Origin of the sequence: Ornithinimicrobium sufpigmenti (assembly GCF_004322775.1) — a bacterium.
GTDB classification, from domain to species: domain Bacteria; phylum Actinomycetota; class Actinomycetes; order Actinomycetales; family Dermatophilaceae; genus Ornithinicoccus; species Ornithinicoccus sufpigmenti.
Genome location: NZ_CP036403.1, coordinates 3,941,945 through 3,958,347 on the forward strand (window position 1 = coordinate 3,941,945; position 16,403 = coordinate 3,958,347).

Here is a 16,403-nt window from a genome sequence, read left to right on the forward strand (position 1 = left end):
CCTGCGGTTGACGGTGGTGCGCCGCGCCGTCCTCAGCGGACGGTGACGATGCTGTCGTGAACGGTGCCGCTGCTGCGGCGCTCCTCCAGTCGCCGCTTCTGCGGACCGACGGTGTACTTGGGGTCCTTGGCCGAGACCATCCCGGCCTCGACCATGCCGAAGCGGGTCAGTGCCGATGCCGCGGCCAGCGCCGTGCCGGAGGCGACCGCGAGGGCGCGGCTGCGCCCGGAGAGCAGGGTGCCGAGGCCGCCGGCGATGGTCAGCGCCTTGGCCAGCCGCAGCATCCGCCCGGCCTCGCCCGTCTCCACCGGCTCGTTGAGCTCCAGGTCGGACAGGTGGTGCTCGAGGCGCTGCATCGCGACCAGGTCGGTGGCGGCACCGAGCATCGCGAAGCGCCGGGCCGGTCCGGTCTCGCCGGTGGGGCTGAGGATCATCTGCACCCCGCCCGAGGCCATCGCGGCGGACGCGACGAAGACGAAGGGCAGGTGGCTGCGGCTCTCGAACCACACCGGGGTCACGGTGTCGGAGAGCAGCACGGCGGTGTATGCGGCCAGCGGCGGCCCGAAGAGGGCCTGCCCCACCGCGGCGGGCGGGTCGGCGACCCGCAGCGCCTGCTTGGCCAGGTCCAGGACGGTGCCGGGGCTGGTCCGCACGACGCGGGCCAGCTCGGCCGCCGTGGTCACGCCGGCGAACGCGGCATACCCGGACAGGATCCAGGTGCCGACCGACATCGGGGAAGTCAGCTTGACCGTGCGCAGCATGTTGAGGAAGCGCTCCGGCCGGCCGAGGTCGGCGACGAGCGCGGCGCCGCTGAGGGCGACGGTGGTCATCGCGGTGTAGCGGCTGTTACGCCGCAGCACCGGACGGCCGGTGGCGGCGGCGCCCGAGGCGATGATGCCCGAGCCCGCGGCGATCCCACCGAGGAAGAGGTAGGCGGGGATCTCGTGCTTCCACGGCACCGCCTTGATGATGGGCTGGCCGTAGTAGGCGGAGAACTGGGCGTCCGGGACGGCGGGTGCCTCCCGTGCGCCGCCTCCGTCCCGGTTGAGCCAGCTGCGCCCGCTCCTGGCCAGGTCGCGGGCCGCGCCGCTGGCCGCGTCGCGGACGGAGGGTCGCCGCCGGCGGCGCACCCCCTCGTCCGGCGGCCGGTAGCTGTCGAAGTCGGAGGTCGTCATCCACGCCTCCCGAGGAAGGCCAGGGCGCCGGCGCCGAGCAGGCCCAGCCCGGCCAGGCCGGCCTTGCGGAACATGGCGGGCAGCTCGGCGGTGGGGACGATCGGGTCCGGCGGCAGGCCGTAGACCTCGGGCTCGTCGAGGAGCAGGAAGACCGAACCGGTGCCGCCCACGCCGTCGTCGTCGTTGGCGCCGTAGAGCCGGGCCTCCGTGAAGCCCTGCTCGTGCAGGTGGGTGACCCGCTCCTGGGCCTCCGCGACCAGCTGGTCGCGGTCACCGAACTTGATCGAGGTCGTGGGGCAGGTCTGCGCGCACGCGGGCATCTGGTCCTCGACCAGACGGTCGTAGCACAGCGTGCACTTCTGCGCGATGCCCACATTGGGCACGTGCCCGTCGGCCCGGACCGAGACGGCCGACTCGTCGCGCCGCTCGATCACCCCGAACGGGCAGGCGCCCACGCAGTAGCCACAGCCGTTGCAGACGTCGGGCTGGACCACGACGGTGCCGTGCTCGCTGCGGAAGAGCGCGCCGGTGGGGCACACGTCGAGACATCCGGCGTGCGTGCAGTGCTTGCAGACGTCGGAGGACATCAGCCAGCGGAACTCCGGCATCGGCCCGACGATCTTGTGCCCGTCGACGGTGGTGCTGCTCTGCAGCATGTCCCGCAGGTCGGGGCCGTGGTCGTCGAACGGTGCCGGGGGCGTGCCGTACCCGGCCGGCGGGGCCGCGGTCGGGGCGGACGCCGCACCCTGCGGAGCACCTGCCGGCGCGGGTTGCCCGGCCCCCGCGCCCTCCGGGGCACCGATGCCCGGCATCCCCAGGTCGACGAGGCGCCGCCCCGACTCCCGGGCCTGCAGGATCCGGTCCTGGGTCTGCTCGACGAAGGCGACGTGCCGCCACGTGCTGGCGCCCAGGTCACCGGTGTTGTCGTAGGAGTTGGCGCTCAGGCCCAGGTCGTCCATCGGCAGGGCGTTCCACTCCTTGCACGCCACCTCGCAGGCCTTGCAGCCGATACAGATCGAGGTGTCGGTGAAGAAGCCCTTGCGGCTGGGTGCGTCCTCCCAGCCGGAGTCCGCCGCCACATCGGTGCGTCCGGCGAGCTGGCGCGCGAGGTAACCCATCAGTTGTCTCCTTCGTGGCCGTCGACCGGGCGGGGATCCTGCGGTGGGGCGATGGTCGCGGCCCGTCGCTGCGCCATCTCCGGGGAGACCTCGTCGACCCGCTCGTTGCCGGTCTCGGCGGTGCTCCCGGACCGGGACTGGTACTCGGCGACGAGGCGCAGCAGCGCCTCACCACGCGGTCGGCGACCCGGTTGGATGTCGCACGAGCCCACCTTGGACTCCTGGATGTGCACGTTCGGGTCGAGCACGACACCGAGCAGGTCGTTGGCCGCGTCGCCCTCGACGACCGCGTCCCGGCCGACGCCCCAGTGGTAGGGCAGACCGATCTGGTGCACGGTGCGGCCACCGACCGTGACCGGCCTGACCCGGTCGGTCACCATGACCCGGGCCTCGATCGCCGCGCGAGGGCTGACGATGGTGGCCCACTCACCGTTGACCAGCCCGCGCTCCTGCGCCAGCTCCCGGGAGACTTCGCAGAACATCTCCGGCTGCAGCTCGGAGAGGTAGGGCAACCAGCGGCTCATGCCGCCCGCCGTGTGGTGCTCGGTGAGCCGGTAGGTGGTGAAGACGTACGGGTAGACGTCGTTGCCGGGCTCGCCACCCGAGGGGCTCCACAGGTTGTCCTTGCGCGGGAACACCAGACGGGCAGGGTTGCGCTGCTGGGTGTAGAGCGGGTTGCTGACCGGCGACTCCTGGGCCTCGTAGTGCGTGGGCAGGGGCCCGTCCGCCATACCGCGCGGAGCGAACAACCAGCCCTTGCCGTCGGCCTGCATGATGAACGGGTCGTCCCCGGCGAGCGCCGCCGGACCACCGACGTCGGGGTCGGGTCTGAAGCCCGGTGCGCGGTCGACGGGGAAGTCGGGGACGTCCTTGCCCGTCCACTTACCTTCCTCCTCGTCCCACCAGATGTAGGCCTTCCGCTCGCTCCACGGACGACCCTCGGGGTCGGCGGAGGCGCGGTTGTAGAGGATCCGGCGGTTCATCGGCCAGGCCCAGCCCCAGTCGTGCGCGACATCATCCTGGTCCTTGGCCGGCACCCGCTTGGCGGGCCGGTTGACACCGCCGGCGAAGACGCCGGAGTAGATCCAGCAGCCGCCGGAGGTCGAGCCGTCGGCCTTCATCTGGACGAAGCCGTCGAGCAGCTGTCCGGCCTTCTCACCGGTGAGGTGGTAGCCGTTGACCTCCCGCAGGACCGCCTCGGCGTCGACCTCCCCGTGCTCGTCCTTGGGGTAGTCCCAGGTCATGTCCAGCAGGGGACGGTCCCGCTCGTCGGTGGAGCCGGCCAGCTTGGCCCGGATCCGCACGCCGAGCTCGTGGAAGAAGTCGAGCTCGCTCTGGGCGTCGCCCGGCGGCCGCACCGCCTGGTGGCGCCACTGCAGCATGCGCTGGGTCTGGGTGAAGGTGCCCGACTTCTCGGCGAAGCTGGCGGCCGGGAAGAAGAAGACCTCCGTCTGGATGTCCTCCGGGCGCAGCTCGCCGTTGGCGATCTCCGGGGAGTCCTTCCAGAAGGTGGCGGTCTCGATCAGCTGCAGGTCCCGCACGACCAGCCACTTCAGGTGGCTCAGCGCCATCCGCTGCATCCGCGCGTGGGCGGAGCCGACAGCGGGGTTCTGGCCCACGACGAAGTAGCCGTCGACCTTGTCCTCCAGCATCCCCATCGTGGTCTGGTAGGTGCCGTGGGCACCGGTCAGCCGGGGCAGGTAGTCGTAGCAGAAGTCGTTCTCCGGCGTCGCCGCGTCCCCGAACCAGGACTTGAGCAGGCTGGCGGTGTAGGCGTCGGCGTTGGTCCAGAAGCCCTTCTGCAACGGTGAGGCGATCGCCGCCAGGTAGTCCTGCAGGGTGTCGTGCTGGCCGGCCACCGGCATCGGCAGGTAGCCCGGCAGCAGGTTGAACAGGGTCGGGATGTCGGTCGAGCCCTGGATGCTGGCGTGGCCCCGCAGCGCCATGATCCCGCCGCCCGGCCGACCCATGTTGCCCATGAGCAGCTGCAGGATCGCCGCGGTCCGGATGAACTGGGCGCCCAGGCTGTGCTGGGTCCAGCCCAGCGCGTAGGCGAACGCCGTGGTCCGCTCGCGCCCCGAGTTCTCGGTGAGCGCCCTAGCCACCTCGTGGAACTGCGCGACGGGTATGCCGCACACCTCCTCGACCATCTCCGGGGTGTAGCGCTGGTAGTGCCGCTTGAGGATCTGGAAGACCGAGCGCGGGTGCTGCAGGGTCTCGTCCCTGACCACCTTGGCGTGCTCGAGCGCCGGGCCGCCGGAGCCGAGCTCGTGGCCGCCGGCCCGGGCCCGGTCCGTGGACCCACCCTCCTCCTCGCCGGCCGGGCCGTCGATGTCGTCGTCGGAGCCGGGACCGCCGTCGGCCCGGGCCTCGTAGGCCCACGAGGACGGGTCGTACGCGCCGGTCGCCGGGTCGTAGCCGGAGAACACGCCGTCGAGGTCCTCGGTGTCGACGTAGTCCTCGTTGATCAGCGTGGCGGCGTTGGTGTAGGAGACGACGTAGTCGTGGAAGTAGAGGTCGTTGGTCAGCACGTGGTTGATCAGCGCGCCGAGCAGGACGACGTCGGTGCCGGCCCGGATCGGGACGTGCGTGTCAGCGATCGCCGAGGTGCGGGTGAACCGGGGGTCGATGTGGATGACCCGCGCGCCCCGGGCCTTGGCCTCGGAGACCCACTGGAAGCCCACCGGATGGCACTCGGCCATGTTGGACCCCTGGATGATCACGCAGTCGGCGTTGGCCATGTCCTGCAAGGACTGGGTGGCGCCACCGCGGCCGAACGAGGCTCCCAGACTGGGAACCGTGGAGCTGTGTCATATCCGGGCCTGGTTCTCGATCTGGATCGCCCCCGAAGCCGTGAACAGCTTCTTCATGAGGTAGTTCTCCTCGTTGTCGAGGGTGGCTCCCCCGAGCGAGGCGATCCCCATGGTGCGGCGCACCCGGCGGCCCTTCTCGTCCAGATCCTGCCAGCCGTTGCGCCTGGCCTCCAGGTAGCGGTCGGCGACCATCTCGATGGCGGTGTCCAGGTCGAGGGTCTGCCACTCGGTGGCACCCGGGGCCCGGTAGAGCATGGTGGTCTGACGGGTCGGCGAGTTGACCAGCTGCTCGCTGGCCGCCCCCTTGGGGCACAGCCGCCCGCGGCTCACGGGCGAGTCCGGGTCGCCCTCGATCTGCACGATCTTCTCGTCCTTGACGAAGATCTTCTGGCCGCACCCCACCGCGCAGTAGGGGCACACGCTCTGCACCACCCGGTCGGCCGTGGTCGTCCGGGGTTGGATCTCGCGGGTCCGCCGCGAGGTGACCGAGGTCCCCCGCCCGAGCAGGTCCCCCGAGGCCAGCTGCCGCAGGACTGGCCAGCCCAGGAAGGTCGAGTCCTTCTTCGCCATGGTCGGTACCCCTTTCCGGTCGCTCCAGCGCCACCGCGTCCACCGTAGCGCGGCCGGTGGTTTCCGCCACCCGAAGCAGACCGGCTGCCGGCTCCCGCCTCCGCCGACGCTGCGACCTCCGCCCAGGACCGCTACGACGAGCTGTCATAGACTGGAGTCACCAGCAACGGGAGGCGCACTCATGACCGACGCACACCTCAACCAGGTCCTGACCGAGCAGGAGTGCTGGACCAGGCTGGCGCAGACCGAGTTCGGGCGGCTGGCCTACCACCTCGCCGACGAGGTCCACATCGCCCCGGTCAACTACGCGGTCCACGAGGACTCGATCTACTTCCGCACCGCCGAGGGCTCCAAGCTGCTCGGCGTGGCGATGCACGAGGACGTCGCCTTCGAGATCGACCACGTCGCCGACGGCGAGGAGGTCGCCTGGAGCGTCGTGGCGCGGGGCAAGGCCAGGATCCTCGAGGGCGACGCGGCCCGCCAGGCGGACCACCTGCGGCTGCGCCCCTGGGTGGACAACCAGAAGTTCAACGTCGTGGCCATCACGGTCGAGGAGGTCACCGGTCGCGAGTACCACCTGGCCCGACCCTGGCGGCACATCGTGCCGCGGGACGAGGCCTGAGCCGCTGGACACCGCTGCGGACGACGGCGTCGTCCTCTGGCACCGGGGTCGGACCCCGGCCGACGAGGCCCTGCGCCGGCACCTGGCCGTGCTGCTCGGCCCCGGTGAGGTGGCGGTGGGCCGGCTCTGCGCCCGGTGCGGGTCGCACCAGCACGGCCGGCCATGGGCTCGGCATACCGCCGGGGAGGGGGAGGACGGAGCCAGCCGCGAGGTCCACGTCTCCCTCTCCCGGGGCGGGGGGTATGTGGTCACCGCCGCCTCCCTGCGCGGGCCGCTCGGCGTGGACGTCGAGGTGGTGCAGGACGTGGCCCGTGCCTGGCCGGAGGACCTCGTGCTGGCTCCGGGCGAGTCGGCCGGCTCGGCCCGGGAGCGGGCCCGGTGCTGGGCGGCCAAGGAGGCGGTGCTCAAACGACGGGGGACCGGCCTGACGCTGCCGATGTCGACGGTCGTGCTGCGGCAGCAGCGCGCGCTCGTCGACCTGCCGGCCCCCGACGGGCTGGTGGCGGTCCTCGCAGGACCCCTGTGAGGCACCGACACTGGTGACTGCGGGGACCGAGGGCGCCGGCACCGGCCTGCCCGACCTCAGGAGGGCAGGTCCGGCAGCCGGGGCGAGTCCAGCCACGGACGCAGGACCGGGGCGAGGTCCCGGCCGGCGACCTCGGCGCAGTGGGCGAGGAGCTGGGCCGTGGTCACGCTGGCGTGCTGGTGCGCCGCCACCCAGGTCCGCAGGCACTCGAAGAAGAGGTCGTCACCGACCTCCACCCGCAGCGCGTGCAGGGTGAGGGCCCCGCGCTTGTAGACCCAGTCGTCGAACATGTGCGCCGCCGTCGGCCCGGTCAGGGGTGCGGGCTGGTCCTCACCCTCGGCCAGCAGCCCGTGGTGGTGCTCGGCCCACTCCTGCGCCGTCCGTCCACCGGACGCCTCGGACCAGAGCCACTCCGCGTAGCAGGCGAAGCCCTCGTGCAGCCAGATGTCGGACCATCGCTCGGCGGTCACCGCGTTGCCGAACCACTGGTGGGCCAGCTCGTGGGCCACGAGCCGGACGTTCTCCCAGTCGTCGGAGACGAAGTTGCGCCCGAAGGTCGACAGCGACGCCGACTCCAGCGGGATCTCCAGCTCGTCCTCGGTGATGACCGCGGTGTAGGAGGGGTAGGGGTAGGGGCCGAACGCCTCGACGAAGCAGGACATCATCTCCGGCTGCCGGCCGAACGAGGCGGCGAACCCCGCACCCCGGACCCCCGCCGGCCCCACGACCCTGATCGGCACCGGCCCCTCCTGCTCGGTCACGGCGTAGGGGCCGACCTGGACGGTCGCCAGGTAGGCGGGGATCGGGTGCTCCTGGCGGAAGACCCAGGTCCGGCTCGCGCCGTGCCGTCGCGAGGACACCGGCTCACCGCTGAACTCGACGTGGTAGTCCGCGGCGGTGGTGAAGGTCAGGTCGTAGGTAGAGCGCGACGACGGCCGGTTGTTGCAGGGCATCCACGAGGACGCGCCGTGCGGCTGGGAGGCCACGATGACCCCGTCCTCGAGCTCCTCCCAGCCCGCGGGGTCGAAGCCCGGGAGGCGGAGGGGGGCGGGGTTGCCGGCATACCGGACCCGGACGGTCACCCGCGAGCCCGGCTCGACCGGCTCGGGCAGGGTCACCAGCAGCTGGCCGCCGCTGGAGCGGAACCTGGTGACCGGGTGTCCCGAGACGGTGACCTTGCTCGCCTTCAGCGCCAGGTCCAGACGCAGCTGGGTGAGCCGTCCCACGGCCCGGCAGGTCAGCACCGCCTCCCCCTCGAGCCGGTTGCTGGTCAGGGCGTAGGTCAGGGTGAGGTCGTGGTGGAGCACCTCGTAGGACAGGTCGCCGTGGCCCGGGACGTAGGGGTCCGCGCCCCTCCCGCCGTTGGCGCCCTTCAGGCTCTTCACCGGACCTGCTCCTTCTCGCTCGGGTTCGTGCTGCTCTCGTTGCCGACCTCGATGCCAGCCTCGTTGCTGCCCTCGTTGCTGCCCGGCTGACCGCCGGTGTCGTCCCACGGGCCGATGGGGTTGCCGACCCAGCGGGTCTGGGCGGGCACGGACTCCCCCCGCATCACGAGCGAGAGCGGGCCGATCGTGCTGTGCCGGCCGAGGGTCGCGGCCGGCAGGATCACGCTGTTCGGGCCCAGGGTCGCACCTGCCTCCAGGGTGACTCTGTCCATGCTCAGGACCCGGTCGTGGAACAGGTGGGTCTGCACCACGCAGCCGTGGTTGACCGTCGCCCCGTCGCGCAGCTCTACCAGGTCCGTCTCCGGCAGCCAGTAGCTGTCGCACCAGACGCCGCGTCCGATGCGTGCCCCCAGCATGCGCAGCCAGACGTTGAGCACCACCGTGCCCTGGGTCACGGAGGCGAACCACGGCACGGCCAGCACCTCGGTGAAGGAGTCCGCCAGCTCGTTGCGCCACACGAAGGAGGACCACAACGGGTGCTCGCGGACGGTATGGCGCCCGACGATCGTCCACTTGGCCGCCCAGGCGACCAGGGCCGCCAGCAGCCCGGCGGCGATCATCACCACGCCGCCCAGGGCGAAGGCCGCCACGACGTGCCAGCGCAGCAGCGCGAGCAGGGCCACCGCCACGCCGAGGTGGAGCAGGACGTGCAGCAGGAGGGGGACGAGCCGCAGCGTCTCGATGAGTCCCCGGGCCACGCGCAGGCGCCGGGGCGGGGCGTAGGTGCGGCTGGTGTCGGTCTCGCCGGCCGCTCGCCGCAGCCGGGTGGGCGGGCTGCCCAGGTAGGACGAGCCGGCCTTGACGCTCTTGCGCCGCGGGGCCGCCGACAGGACCGCCACCAACGCCTCCCGTGGGACCTTGCGGCCGGCCGAGACCATGCCGGAGTTGCCGACGAAGGCGCGCTTGCCCACCTTGACCCGCTCGACCCGCATCCAGCCGTGGCTGAGCTCGTAGGCGCCGATCAGGGTGTCGTCGGCGAGGAAGGCGTGGTCGTTGACCTGCGCCAGCGAGGGGATGAGCAGCACCGTCGAGGCCTCGACCCCCCGGCCGACCCGGGCCCCGAGCAGGCGCAGCCAGACCGGCGTGAGGGCGCCGGCGTAGAGCGGGAACAGCCAGGTCCGGGCCTCGTCGAGGACGCGGACCGTGGTCCAGACCGCCAGCCCGCGACCGGAGCGCGTCGGGTGGTGGCCGGGGCGGATCGCCACGGCACAGACGCGCACCACGAGCAGCACGAGCAGGGTCAGCACCGCGTAGCCGACCAGGGCCGCGAGCGCCCACCAGGCCCAGCCGAGGGCAAGAACGACCCACGCGCCCGCCGCGACCGCCAGGACCGGCAGGGCGGACACGAGGAGGGCGGCAGCCGCATACCCCCACCACGAAGCCCGGCCTCGCGGGGGCAGCGCGTCCGTCCAGGCACCACGAGCCCGTCGCGCGACGCGGCTGGCCGGTGCTCCCGACCAGTACTCCCCTGCGGGCACCTCCCCGAGCACGAAGGAGCCGGGCGCGACCTCGGCCTCCTGCCCGACGTCCGCGCCGGGGCCCAGCATGCTGCGGGCACCGACCCGGGCCCCGGCCCGCACGCTGACCGGGCCCACGTGGATGCGGTCGCCGTCGATCCAGGCGCCCCCGAGGTCGACCTCGGGCTCCACGGCAGCCCGCTCACCGATGCGCAGGAAGCCGGTGACGGGAGGCAGTGCGTGCAGGTCGACGCCGGGGGCGATGTCGGCGCCCAGCGCCCGGGCATAGCGCTGGAGCCAGGGCGCGCCGGCGGAGGAGACGGCGGCCAGCTCGGTCTGGATGCGGTCGGCCAGCCACAGCCGCAGGTGGACCTTGCCACCCCGTGGGTAGCTGCCGGGTCGCACCCCGCGCAGGGTGGCCCGGATGAGGAGGGCAGCCAGGCCCATCCGCACCGGCGGCACCGGGAAGAGGACCGCGGTCAGCGCTACGACCGGCCAGGGGAGGTCAGGGGCCCAGGCCAGGTCGAGCACCTCGCCGGCGAGAACGCTGACGAGCATGGCCCAGGCGATCCAGCGTCCGGCCGCCAGGGTGCGCAGCGGCAGCAGCGCCAGCACCTGACCGACCTGCGTCTTGGGCGGGATGGGGTGCACCGTGCGGCCCAGCGGGGCCGGCCCGGCACCGAGCTCGTCCAGCAGGGCGGCGAGCGCGCCGACCGTCGGGTTCGCGTAGAGGTCTCCCACGGCCACCTCGGGAAAGCGCTCCCGCAGCCGCCCGACGATCTGCGCAGCGGTCAGCGAGCCACCGCCGAAGCTGAAGAAGTCGTCCCCGGGGGAGGTGACCTCGGCGCCGAGCACATCGGCCCAGATCTGCCCGATCCACGCCTGCAGGGGCGTCAGGTGCGCGGTGCCGAGCCCACGGGCGGGCGGCAGCGGCCAGGGCAGGGCGTCCCGGTCGATCTTGCCCGAGGTGCGGGTGGGCAGGTCCTCGACCACCGCCAGGCGCGGCACCAGTGCGTCCGGCATCCGCTCGCGCAGCAGCGCCTGGGCGGCGTCAGTGTCGAAACCGTCGAGACCGTCGGAGCCGTCGAAGCTGTCGTCGACCGCCAGGTAGCCGACGAGCAGCTGGTTCCCCGCCGTGGTGCGACGCACCGCCGCGGCCGCGCCGACGACCCCTGGGAGGCGCAGCAGCTGGCCGTCGATCTCACCCAGCTCGATCCGGCGGCCACCGAGCTTGATCTGGTCGTCGGCCCGACCGCCGAAGAGCAGCCCGGCAGGGTCGTTGATCACGATGTCCCCGGAGCGGTAGGCCCGCGACCAGCCCAGGCCCGGCATCGGCGCATACGCCTGCGCATCCTTGACCGGGTCGAGGTAACGGGCCAGGCCCACGCCGCCGATGATCAGCTGGCCGCTGGCTCCCTCCGGCACCGGCTGTCCCTGCTCGTCGACGACCGCGAGGTCCCAACCGTCCAACGGCAGCCCGATCCGGACCGGCTCGGTGCCGTCGAGGAGCGCGGCGCAGGCCACCACCGTGGCCTCGGTGGGTCCGTAGGTGTTCCAGACCTGCCGCCCCGGGGCCTGCAGCCGCGCAGCGAGCTCCGGGGGGCAGGCCTCGCCGCCCAGGATGAGCAGGCGGACCTGCTCCAGGGCCGCCGTCGGCCACAGCGCGACCAGGGTGGGCACCGTCGACACGACGGTGATGTCGTTGGCGCGCAGCCACGGGCCGACGTCGACCCCGGCCCGGACCAGGGAGCGCGGGGCGGGCACCAGGGTGGCGCCGGAGGCCCACGCGAGCCACATCTCCTCGCAGCTGGCGTCGAAGGCCACGGACAGCCCCGCCATCACCCGGTCACCGGGTCCCAGGGGGCGGGGGTCACCGGCCAGGAAGAGCCGAGACTCGGCGTCGACGAAGGCGGCGGCGTTGCGGTGGGTGACGGCCACGCCCTTGGGCGTGCCGGTGGAGCCGGAGGTGAAGATCACCCAGGCGTCGTCGTCCGGGGTGGGCGCCTCCCCCGGACGCCCGGGAGCACCTCCGGGACGGGGGCTGATCGCCAGCTCGTGGCCGATGACGGCGGCGACGTCGGCCTCGTCGAAGACCACCCTGGCCCGCTCGTCGGGGTCGTCGGCGTCGACCGGCACGTAGGCCGCCCCGGCGACGAGGACGCCGAGGATCGCGGTGTAGAGCTCCGTCGTGCCCGAGCTGACCCGGATCCCGACCTTGGCCCCGCGGCCGACGCCGTGGACGGCCAGCCGGGCGGCCACCTGGTCGGCGGCCGCCGCCAGCTCGGCGTAGGTCAGCGTGCGGCCCCCGCTGTCGATGGCGAGCGCGTCGGGCGCGGCCTCCACGGTGCGCTGCAGGATGTCGACCAGGGTCCGCGGGCCGGGCGCCAGGTGGCCGGCCAGCAGGGCGGCCGGGACACCAACGCCGGGCGGTCCGCTGTGGCGACCCGGCGATGTGCTCACCCTCGAAGTGTCCCCCACCCGCCGGGCTGCGGCACCCGGCGGGTGGGTCGGCGTCCTTCGGTCGGCGTGCTGAGGCGAGGGCGGCTCAGTCCTTCTGCATACCCGCGCTGATGAGGCTCATCACCGAGGAGTCGGCGAGCGTGGTGACGTCGCCGACCTCGCGGTTCTCCGCGACGTCCTTGAGGAGACGGCGCATGATCTTGCCCGAGCGGGTCTTGGGCAGCTCGGGGACGATCATGATCTGGCGGGGCTTGGCGATGGGGCCGATCTCCCTGGCGACGTGGTTGCGCAGCTCCTGGACCAGCTCCCCACCCTCGCCGTCCTCATCCGCCTCCGCGACGGCGTCCGCACGCAGGATGACGAAGGCGCAGATCGCCTGCCCGGTGGTCTCGTCGGCCGCGCCGACGACGGCCGCCTCGGCCACCTTCGGGTGGGACACCAGCGCCGACTCGATCTCGGAGGTGGACATGCGGTGGCCGGAGACGTTCATCACGTCGTCGACGCGGCCGACCACCCAGACGTTGCCGTCCTCGTCGAGCTTGGCACCGTCACCGGCGAAGTAGACGTCCGGGAACCGGCTCCAGTAGGTGTCCTGGTACCGCTCCGGGTCGCCCCAGATGCCCCGCAGCATCGAGGGCCACGGCTCGGTGATGACCAGGTAGCCGCCCGAGCCCTTCTCGACCTCCTGACCGGTGTCGTCGACCACCTTGGCCACGATGCCGGGGATGGCCTTCATCGCCGAGCCCGGGCGGGCCGCGGTGACGCCCGGCAGGGGGCTGATCATGATCGCGCCCGTCTCGGTCTGCCACCAGGTGTCCACGATCGGGGTGCGGTTGCCGCCGATGTGCTCGCGGTACCACATCCAGGCCTCGGGGTTGATCGGCTCACCCACCGACCCGAGCAGCCGCAGGCTGGACAGGTCGAACTTCGCGGGGATGTCCGCGCCCCACTTCATGAACGTCCGGATCGCGGTCGGTGCGGTGTAGAGGACGGTGACCTTGAGGTCCTGGACGATCTCCCAGAACCGGCCCTGGTGGGGCGTGTCCGGGGTGCCCTCGTACATCACCTGGGTGGCGCCGAGGGTCATCGGCCCGTAGACGATGTAGGAGTGGCCCGTCACCCAGCCGATGTCGGCGGTGCACCAGTAGACGTCGGAGTCGGGGTGCAGGTCGTGGACGACGTGGCTGGTGTAGGCCGTCTGCACCAGGTAGCCGCCCGTGGCGTGGAAGATGCCCTTGGGCTTCCCGGTGGTCCCTGAGGTGTAGAGGATGAACAGCGGGTGCTCGGCGTCGAAGGCCTGCGCCTCGTGCGTCTCCCCCGCCGCCTCCAGCGCCTCGTGCCACCACAGGTCGCGGCCGTCGGTCCAGTCCACGTCCTGCCCGGTGCGCTGCACGACGAGCACCTTCTGGACCGGGTTCTCGTCGTGGTTCAGCGCCGCGTCGACCGCCGGCTTGAGGGCGGAGGGCTTGCCCCGGCGGTAGCCGCCGTCCGCGGTGATGACCACCTTGGCGCCGGCGTCGTCGATCCGGCTGTGCAGCGCCTCGGCGGAGAACCCGCCGAAGACGACCGAGTGCGGTGCTCCGAGCCGGGCGCAGGCCAGCATGGCGATGGCCGCCTCGGGGATCATCGGCAGGTAGATCGCCACCGTGTCGCCCTCGCCGACGCCCAGGTCCGCGAGCGCGTTGGCCGCCCGCTGCACCAGCTGGTGCAGCTCGGCGTAGGTGATGTCGCGGGTCTCCCCCTCCGGCTCGCCGACCCAGTGGATCGCGACCCGGTCGCCGTGGCCGGCCTCGACGTGCCGGTCGACGGCGTTGACGCAGGCGTTGAGCCGCCCGCCGAGGAACCACTTGGCGAAGGGCGCCTCCGACCAGTCCAGGACCTGCCCGAAGTCGGTCTCCCACTGGACGTACTTGCGGGCCTGTTCGCCCCAGAAGCCCTCACGGTCCTCGTCGGCCCGGTCGAAGAGCTCCTGGCCGGCGTTGGCCTGGGCGCGGAACTCCTCGCTCGGCTCGAAGGTGCGCTCCTCGTGCAGCAGGTTGGACAGTCCCTCGTTGGACATCGTGCCTCCTCGTGGCTCGGGTTCGGTTCGAGTATGCCGTGCATCACAGCGGTGGTGCAGGTGCGGGTCGGTCAATGCTCGACCGCCTCGGCGACGCCGTGGCCGGTCAGGCTGCGGACCTCGACCTCGGCCCACTTCTGCTCGTTGCGCTCCGCGCTGGTCACCGTGCCCAGCCAGCCCAGGACAAAGGCCAGCGGGATGGAGATGATGCCGGGGTTGGCGAGCGGGAAGAAGGAGAAGTCGATGTCGGTGTTGGTGATCATCGAGGTCTCCGAGCCGGACACCACCGGGGAGAAGGCGATGAGCAGCAGGGAGGAGGCCAGGCCGCCGTAGATGCTCCACAGGGCGCCGCGGGTGTTGAAGCGGCTCCAGAACAGGCTGTAGAGGATCGTCGGCAGGTTGGCCGAGGCGGCGACCGCGAAGGCTAGCGCGACGAGGAAGGCGATGTTCTGCCCGTAGGCCAGGATGCCGCCCAGGATCGCCACCACGCCGATGCCGACCGCGGCCCGGCGGGCGACCTTGACCTCCTCCTCGGGCGTGGCCCTGCCCTTCTTGAAGACGTAGTTGTACAGGTCGTGGGCGAAGGTCGCCGAGGAGGCGATGGTCAGGCCGGCGACCACCGCCAGGATGGTCGCGAAGGCGATGCCGGAGATGATGCCGAGCAGCCAGGACCCGCCGAGCTCGAAGGCCAGCAGGGGGGCCGCGGAGTTGGCCGCGCCCGGTGCGGCGGAGATGGTGTCCGGACCGACCAGGGCGGCCGCTCCATACCCCACCACCAGGGTGAGCAGGTAGAACCCACCGATCAGCCAGATCGCCCACTCGACCGACTTGCGGGCCTGCTGGGAGGTCGGGACGGTGTAGAAGCGGATCAGCACGTGCGGCAGGCCGGCGGTGCCGAGGACGAGCGCCAGCGACAGGCTGATGAAGTCGAGGTTGGACAGCAGCGAGCCGCCGTAGCGCAGGCCCGGGTCGAGCAGCGCGGCACCGGCCTCGGGGCTGGCGTCGACGGCGCCCTGCAGGACCGCGGAGAGGTTGAAGCCGAAGAGGGCCAGCACCCAGACGGTGATGATCGCGGTGGCGCCGATGAGCAGCACCGCCTTGATCATCTGGACCCAGGTGGTCCCCTTCATCCCGCCGATCATCACGTAGGCGATCATCACCGCGCCGACGAGCGCGATGACCAGGTACTGCGCCCACTGCGAGTGCAGGCCGAGCAGCAGCGCGACGAGACCACCGGCGCCGGCCATCTGGGCCAGCAGGTAGAAGAAGGAGACGGCCAGCGAGGAGCTGGCGGCCGCGATCCGGACCGGCCGCTGGCGCAGCCGGTAGGAGAGCACGTCGGCCAGGGTGAACCGGCCGGTGTTGCGCATGAGCTCGGCGGTCAGCAGCAGCGCGACCAGCCAGGCCACGAGGAAGCCGATGGAGTAGAGGAAGCCGTCGTAGCCCTGCAGCGCGATGGCGCCGGCGATGCCGAGGAAGGAGGCTGCCGAGAGGTAGTCGCCGGCGATGGCCAGGCCGTTCTGCCGACCGGTGAACGCGGCGCCACCGGTGTAGTACTGCGCGGCGGTCTTCTTGCCGCCGGCGACCTTGATGACGACGGTCAGGGTGCCGATGACAAAGGCGGCGAAGACGGCGATGTTGAGGACCGGGCTGCCCACCTGGACGTCGGCGGCGGCTGCGGCGGTGGGCAGCATCGACAGGGCGCTCATCGCACCTCACCCCCGGCCAGCTCGGCCATGCGCTGCCCGCAGGCCTCGGCGCGCGGGTCGAACTCGCGGTTGGCCCAACGCGCGTAGATGAAGGTGATGGCGAAGGTGGTGACGAACTGCAGCAGGCCGAAGATCAGGCCGATGTTGATGACGCCGACGACACGGATCGACATGAACTCGGGCGCGAAGATGGCCGCCAGGACGTAGAGGAAGTACCACGCCAGGAAGAAGGCGGTCATCGGGAAGACGAACCTGCGGAAACGGCTGCGCAGCTCCTGGAACTCCTCGGTCTGCTGCATCCGCACGTAGGGGTCGGTGCCGGTGGCGAAGCCGTCGGCCATCCCCTCGGGGTGCGCGGTGTGGGACACGGTGCCTGCCCTTCACGTCGGTCGGACCGGGCGCGGGTCGCCCGATGACGATGCCACGATGCGCCTGCCGGGGCTGGGCGG

Annotated in this window: 10 protein-coding genes; 2 read left to right on the forward strand and 8 right to left on the reverse strand. The window is 72.2% G+C overall.

All coding sequences use genetic code 11. From position 1 onward, the window contains the following. Positions 1–32: 32 nt before the first annotated feature. Genes nrfD through fdh form a run of 3 tightly spaced genes read right to left on the reverse strand, consistent with a single transcriptional unit; the run spans position 33 to position 5,676 of the window. Positions 33–1,175, reverse strand: coding sequence for an NrfD/PsrC family molybdoenzyme membrane anchor subunit (nrfD, locus tag ESZ52_RS18035; protein ID WP_131106148.1), 1,143 nt, complete (start codon positions 1,173–1,175; stop codon positions 33–35). Continuing rightward, positions 1,172–2,293 (reverse strand): 4Fe-4S dicluster domain-containing protein, encoded by a 1,122-nt coding sequence (locus ESZ52_RS18040; protein ID WP_131106149.1) that lies wholly within the window; start codon positions 2,291–2,293, stop codon positions 1,172–1,174. Before ESZ52_RS18040 ends, nrfD begins: the two co-directional genes overlap by 4 nt. Then, positions 2,293–5,676: a formate dehydrogenase gene (gene fdh, locus ESZ52_RS18045; protein ID WP_131106150.1), complete on the reverse strand. Its 3,384-nt coding sequence runs from the start codon at positions 5,674–5,676 to the stop codon at positions 2,293–2,295. Before fdh ends, ESZ52_RS18040 begins: the two co-directional genes overlap by 1 nt. Before the next feature lie 181 nt (positions 5,677–5,857). Between fdh and ESZ52_RS18050 the strand changes: the two genes are divergently transcribed. Together ESZ52_RS18050 and ESZ52_RS18055 are read left to right on the forward strand one after the other, a co-directional pair. Next, entirely contained in the window at positions 5,858–6,298 is a 441-nt protein-coding gene (locus tag ESZ52_RS18050) for a pyridoxamine 5'-phosphate oxidase family protein (protein WP_131106151.1), read from the forward strand. An 88-nt stretch (positions 6,299–6,386) separates the two neighbouring features. Then, positions 6,387–6,824 (forward strand): 4'-phosphopantetheinyl transferase family protein, encoded by a 438-nt coding sequence (locus tag ESZ52_RS18055; protein WP_181009847.1) that lies wholly within the window; start codon positions 6,387–6,389, stop codon positions 6,822–6,824. A gap of 56 nt (positions 6,825–6,880) precedes the next feature. Here ESZ52_RS18055 and ESZ52_RS18060 read toward each other — a convergent pair whose 3' ends face one another. From ESZ52_RS18060 to ESZ52_RS18080, 5 genes are all read right to left on the reverse strand, one after another. Beyond that, positions 6,881–8,209 (reverse strand): M1 family metallopeptidase, encoded by a 1,329-nt coding sequence (locus tag ESZ52_RS18060; RefSeq protein ID WP_238154375.1) that lies wholly within the window; start codon positions 8,207–8,209, stop codon positions 6,881–6,883. After that, positions 8,206–12,186, reverse strand: a complete 3,981-nt coding sequence (locus ESZ52_RS18065) for a Pls/PosA family non-ribosomal peptide synthetase (RefSeq protein WP_131106153.1) — start codon at positions 12,184–12,186, stop codon at positions 8,206–8,208. The genes ESZ52_RS18060 and ESZ52_RS18065 overlap by 4 nt, the downstream gene beginning before the upstream one ends. Before the next feature lie 85 nt (positions 12,187–12,271). Beyond that, positions 12,272–14,245 (reverse strand): acetate--CoA ligase, encoded by a 1,974-nt coding sequence (gene acs, locus ESZ52_RS18070; RefSeq protein ID WP_131106154.1) that lies wholly within the window; start codon positions 14,243–14,245, stop codon positions 12,272–12,274. A gap of 71 nt (positions 14,246–14,316) precedes the next feature. After that, a complete protein-coding gene (locus ESZ52_RS18075; protein WP_131106155.1) occupies positions 14,317–15,954 on the reverse strand; it encodes a solute symporter family protein in 1,638 nt (545 codons plus the stop codon). Beyond that, a complete protein-coding gene (locus ESZ52_RS18080; protein ID WP_131106737.1) occupies positions 15,951–16,295 on the reverse strand; it encodes a DUF485 domain-containing protein in 345 nt (114 codons plus the stop codon). Before ESZ52_RS18080 ends, ESZ52_RS18075 begins: the two co-directional genes overlap by 4 nt. Positions 16,296–16,403 lie beyond the last annotated feature (108 nt).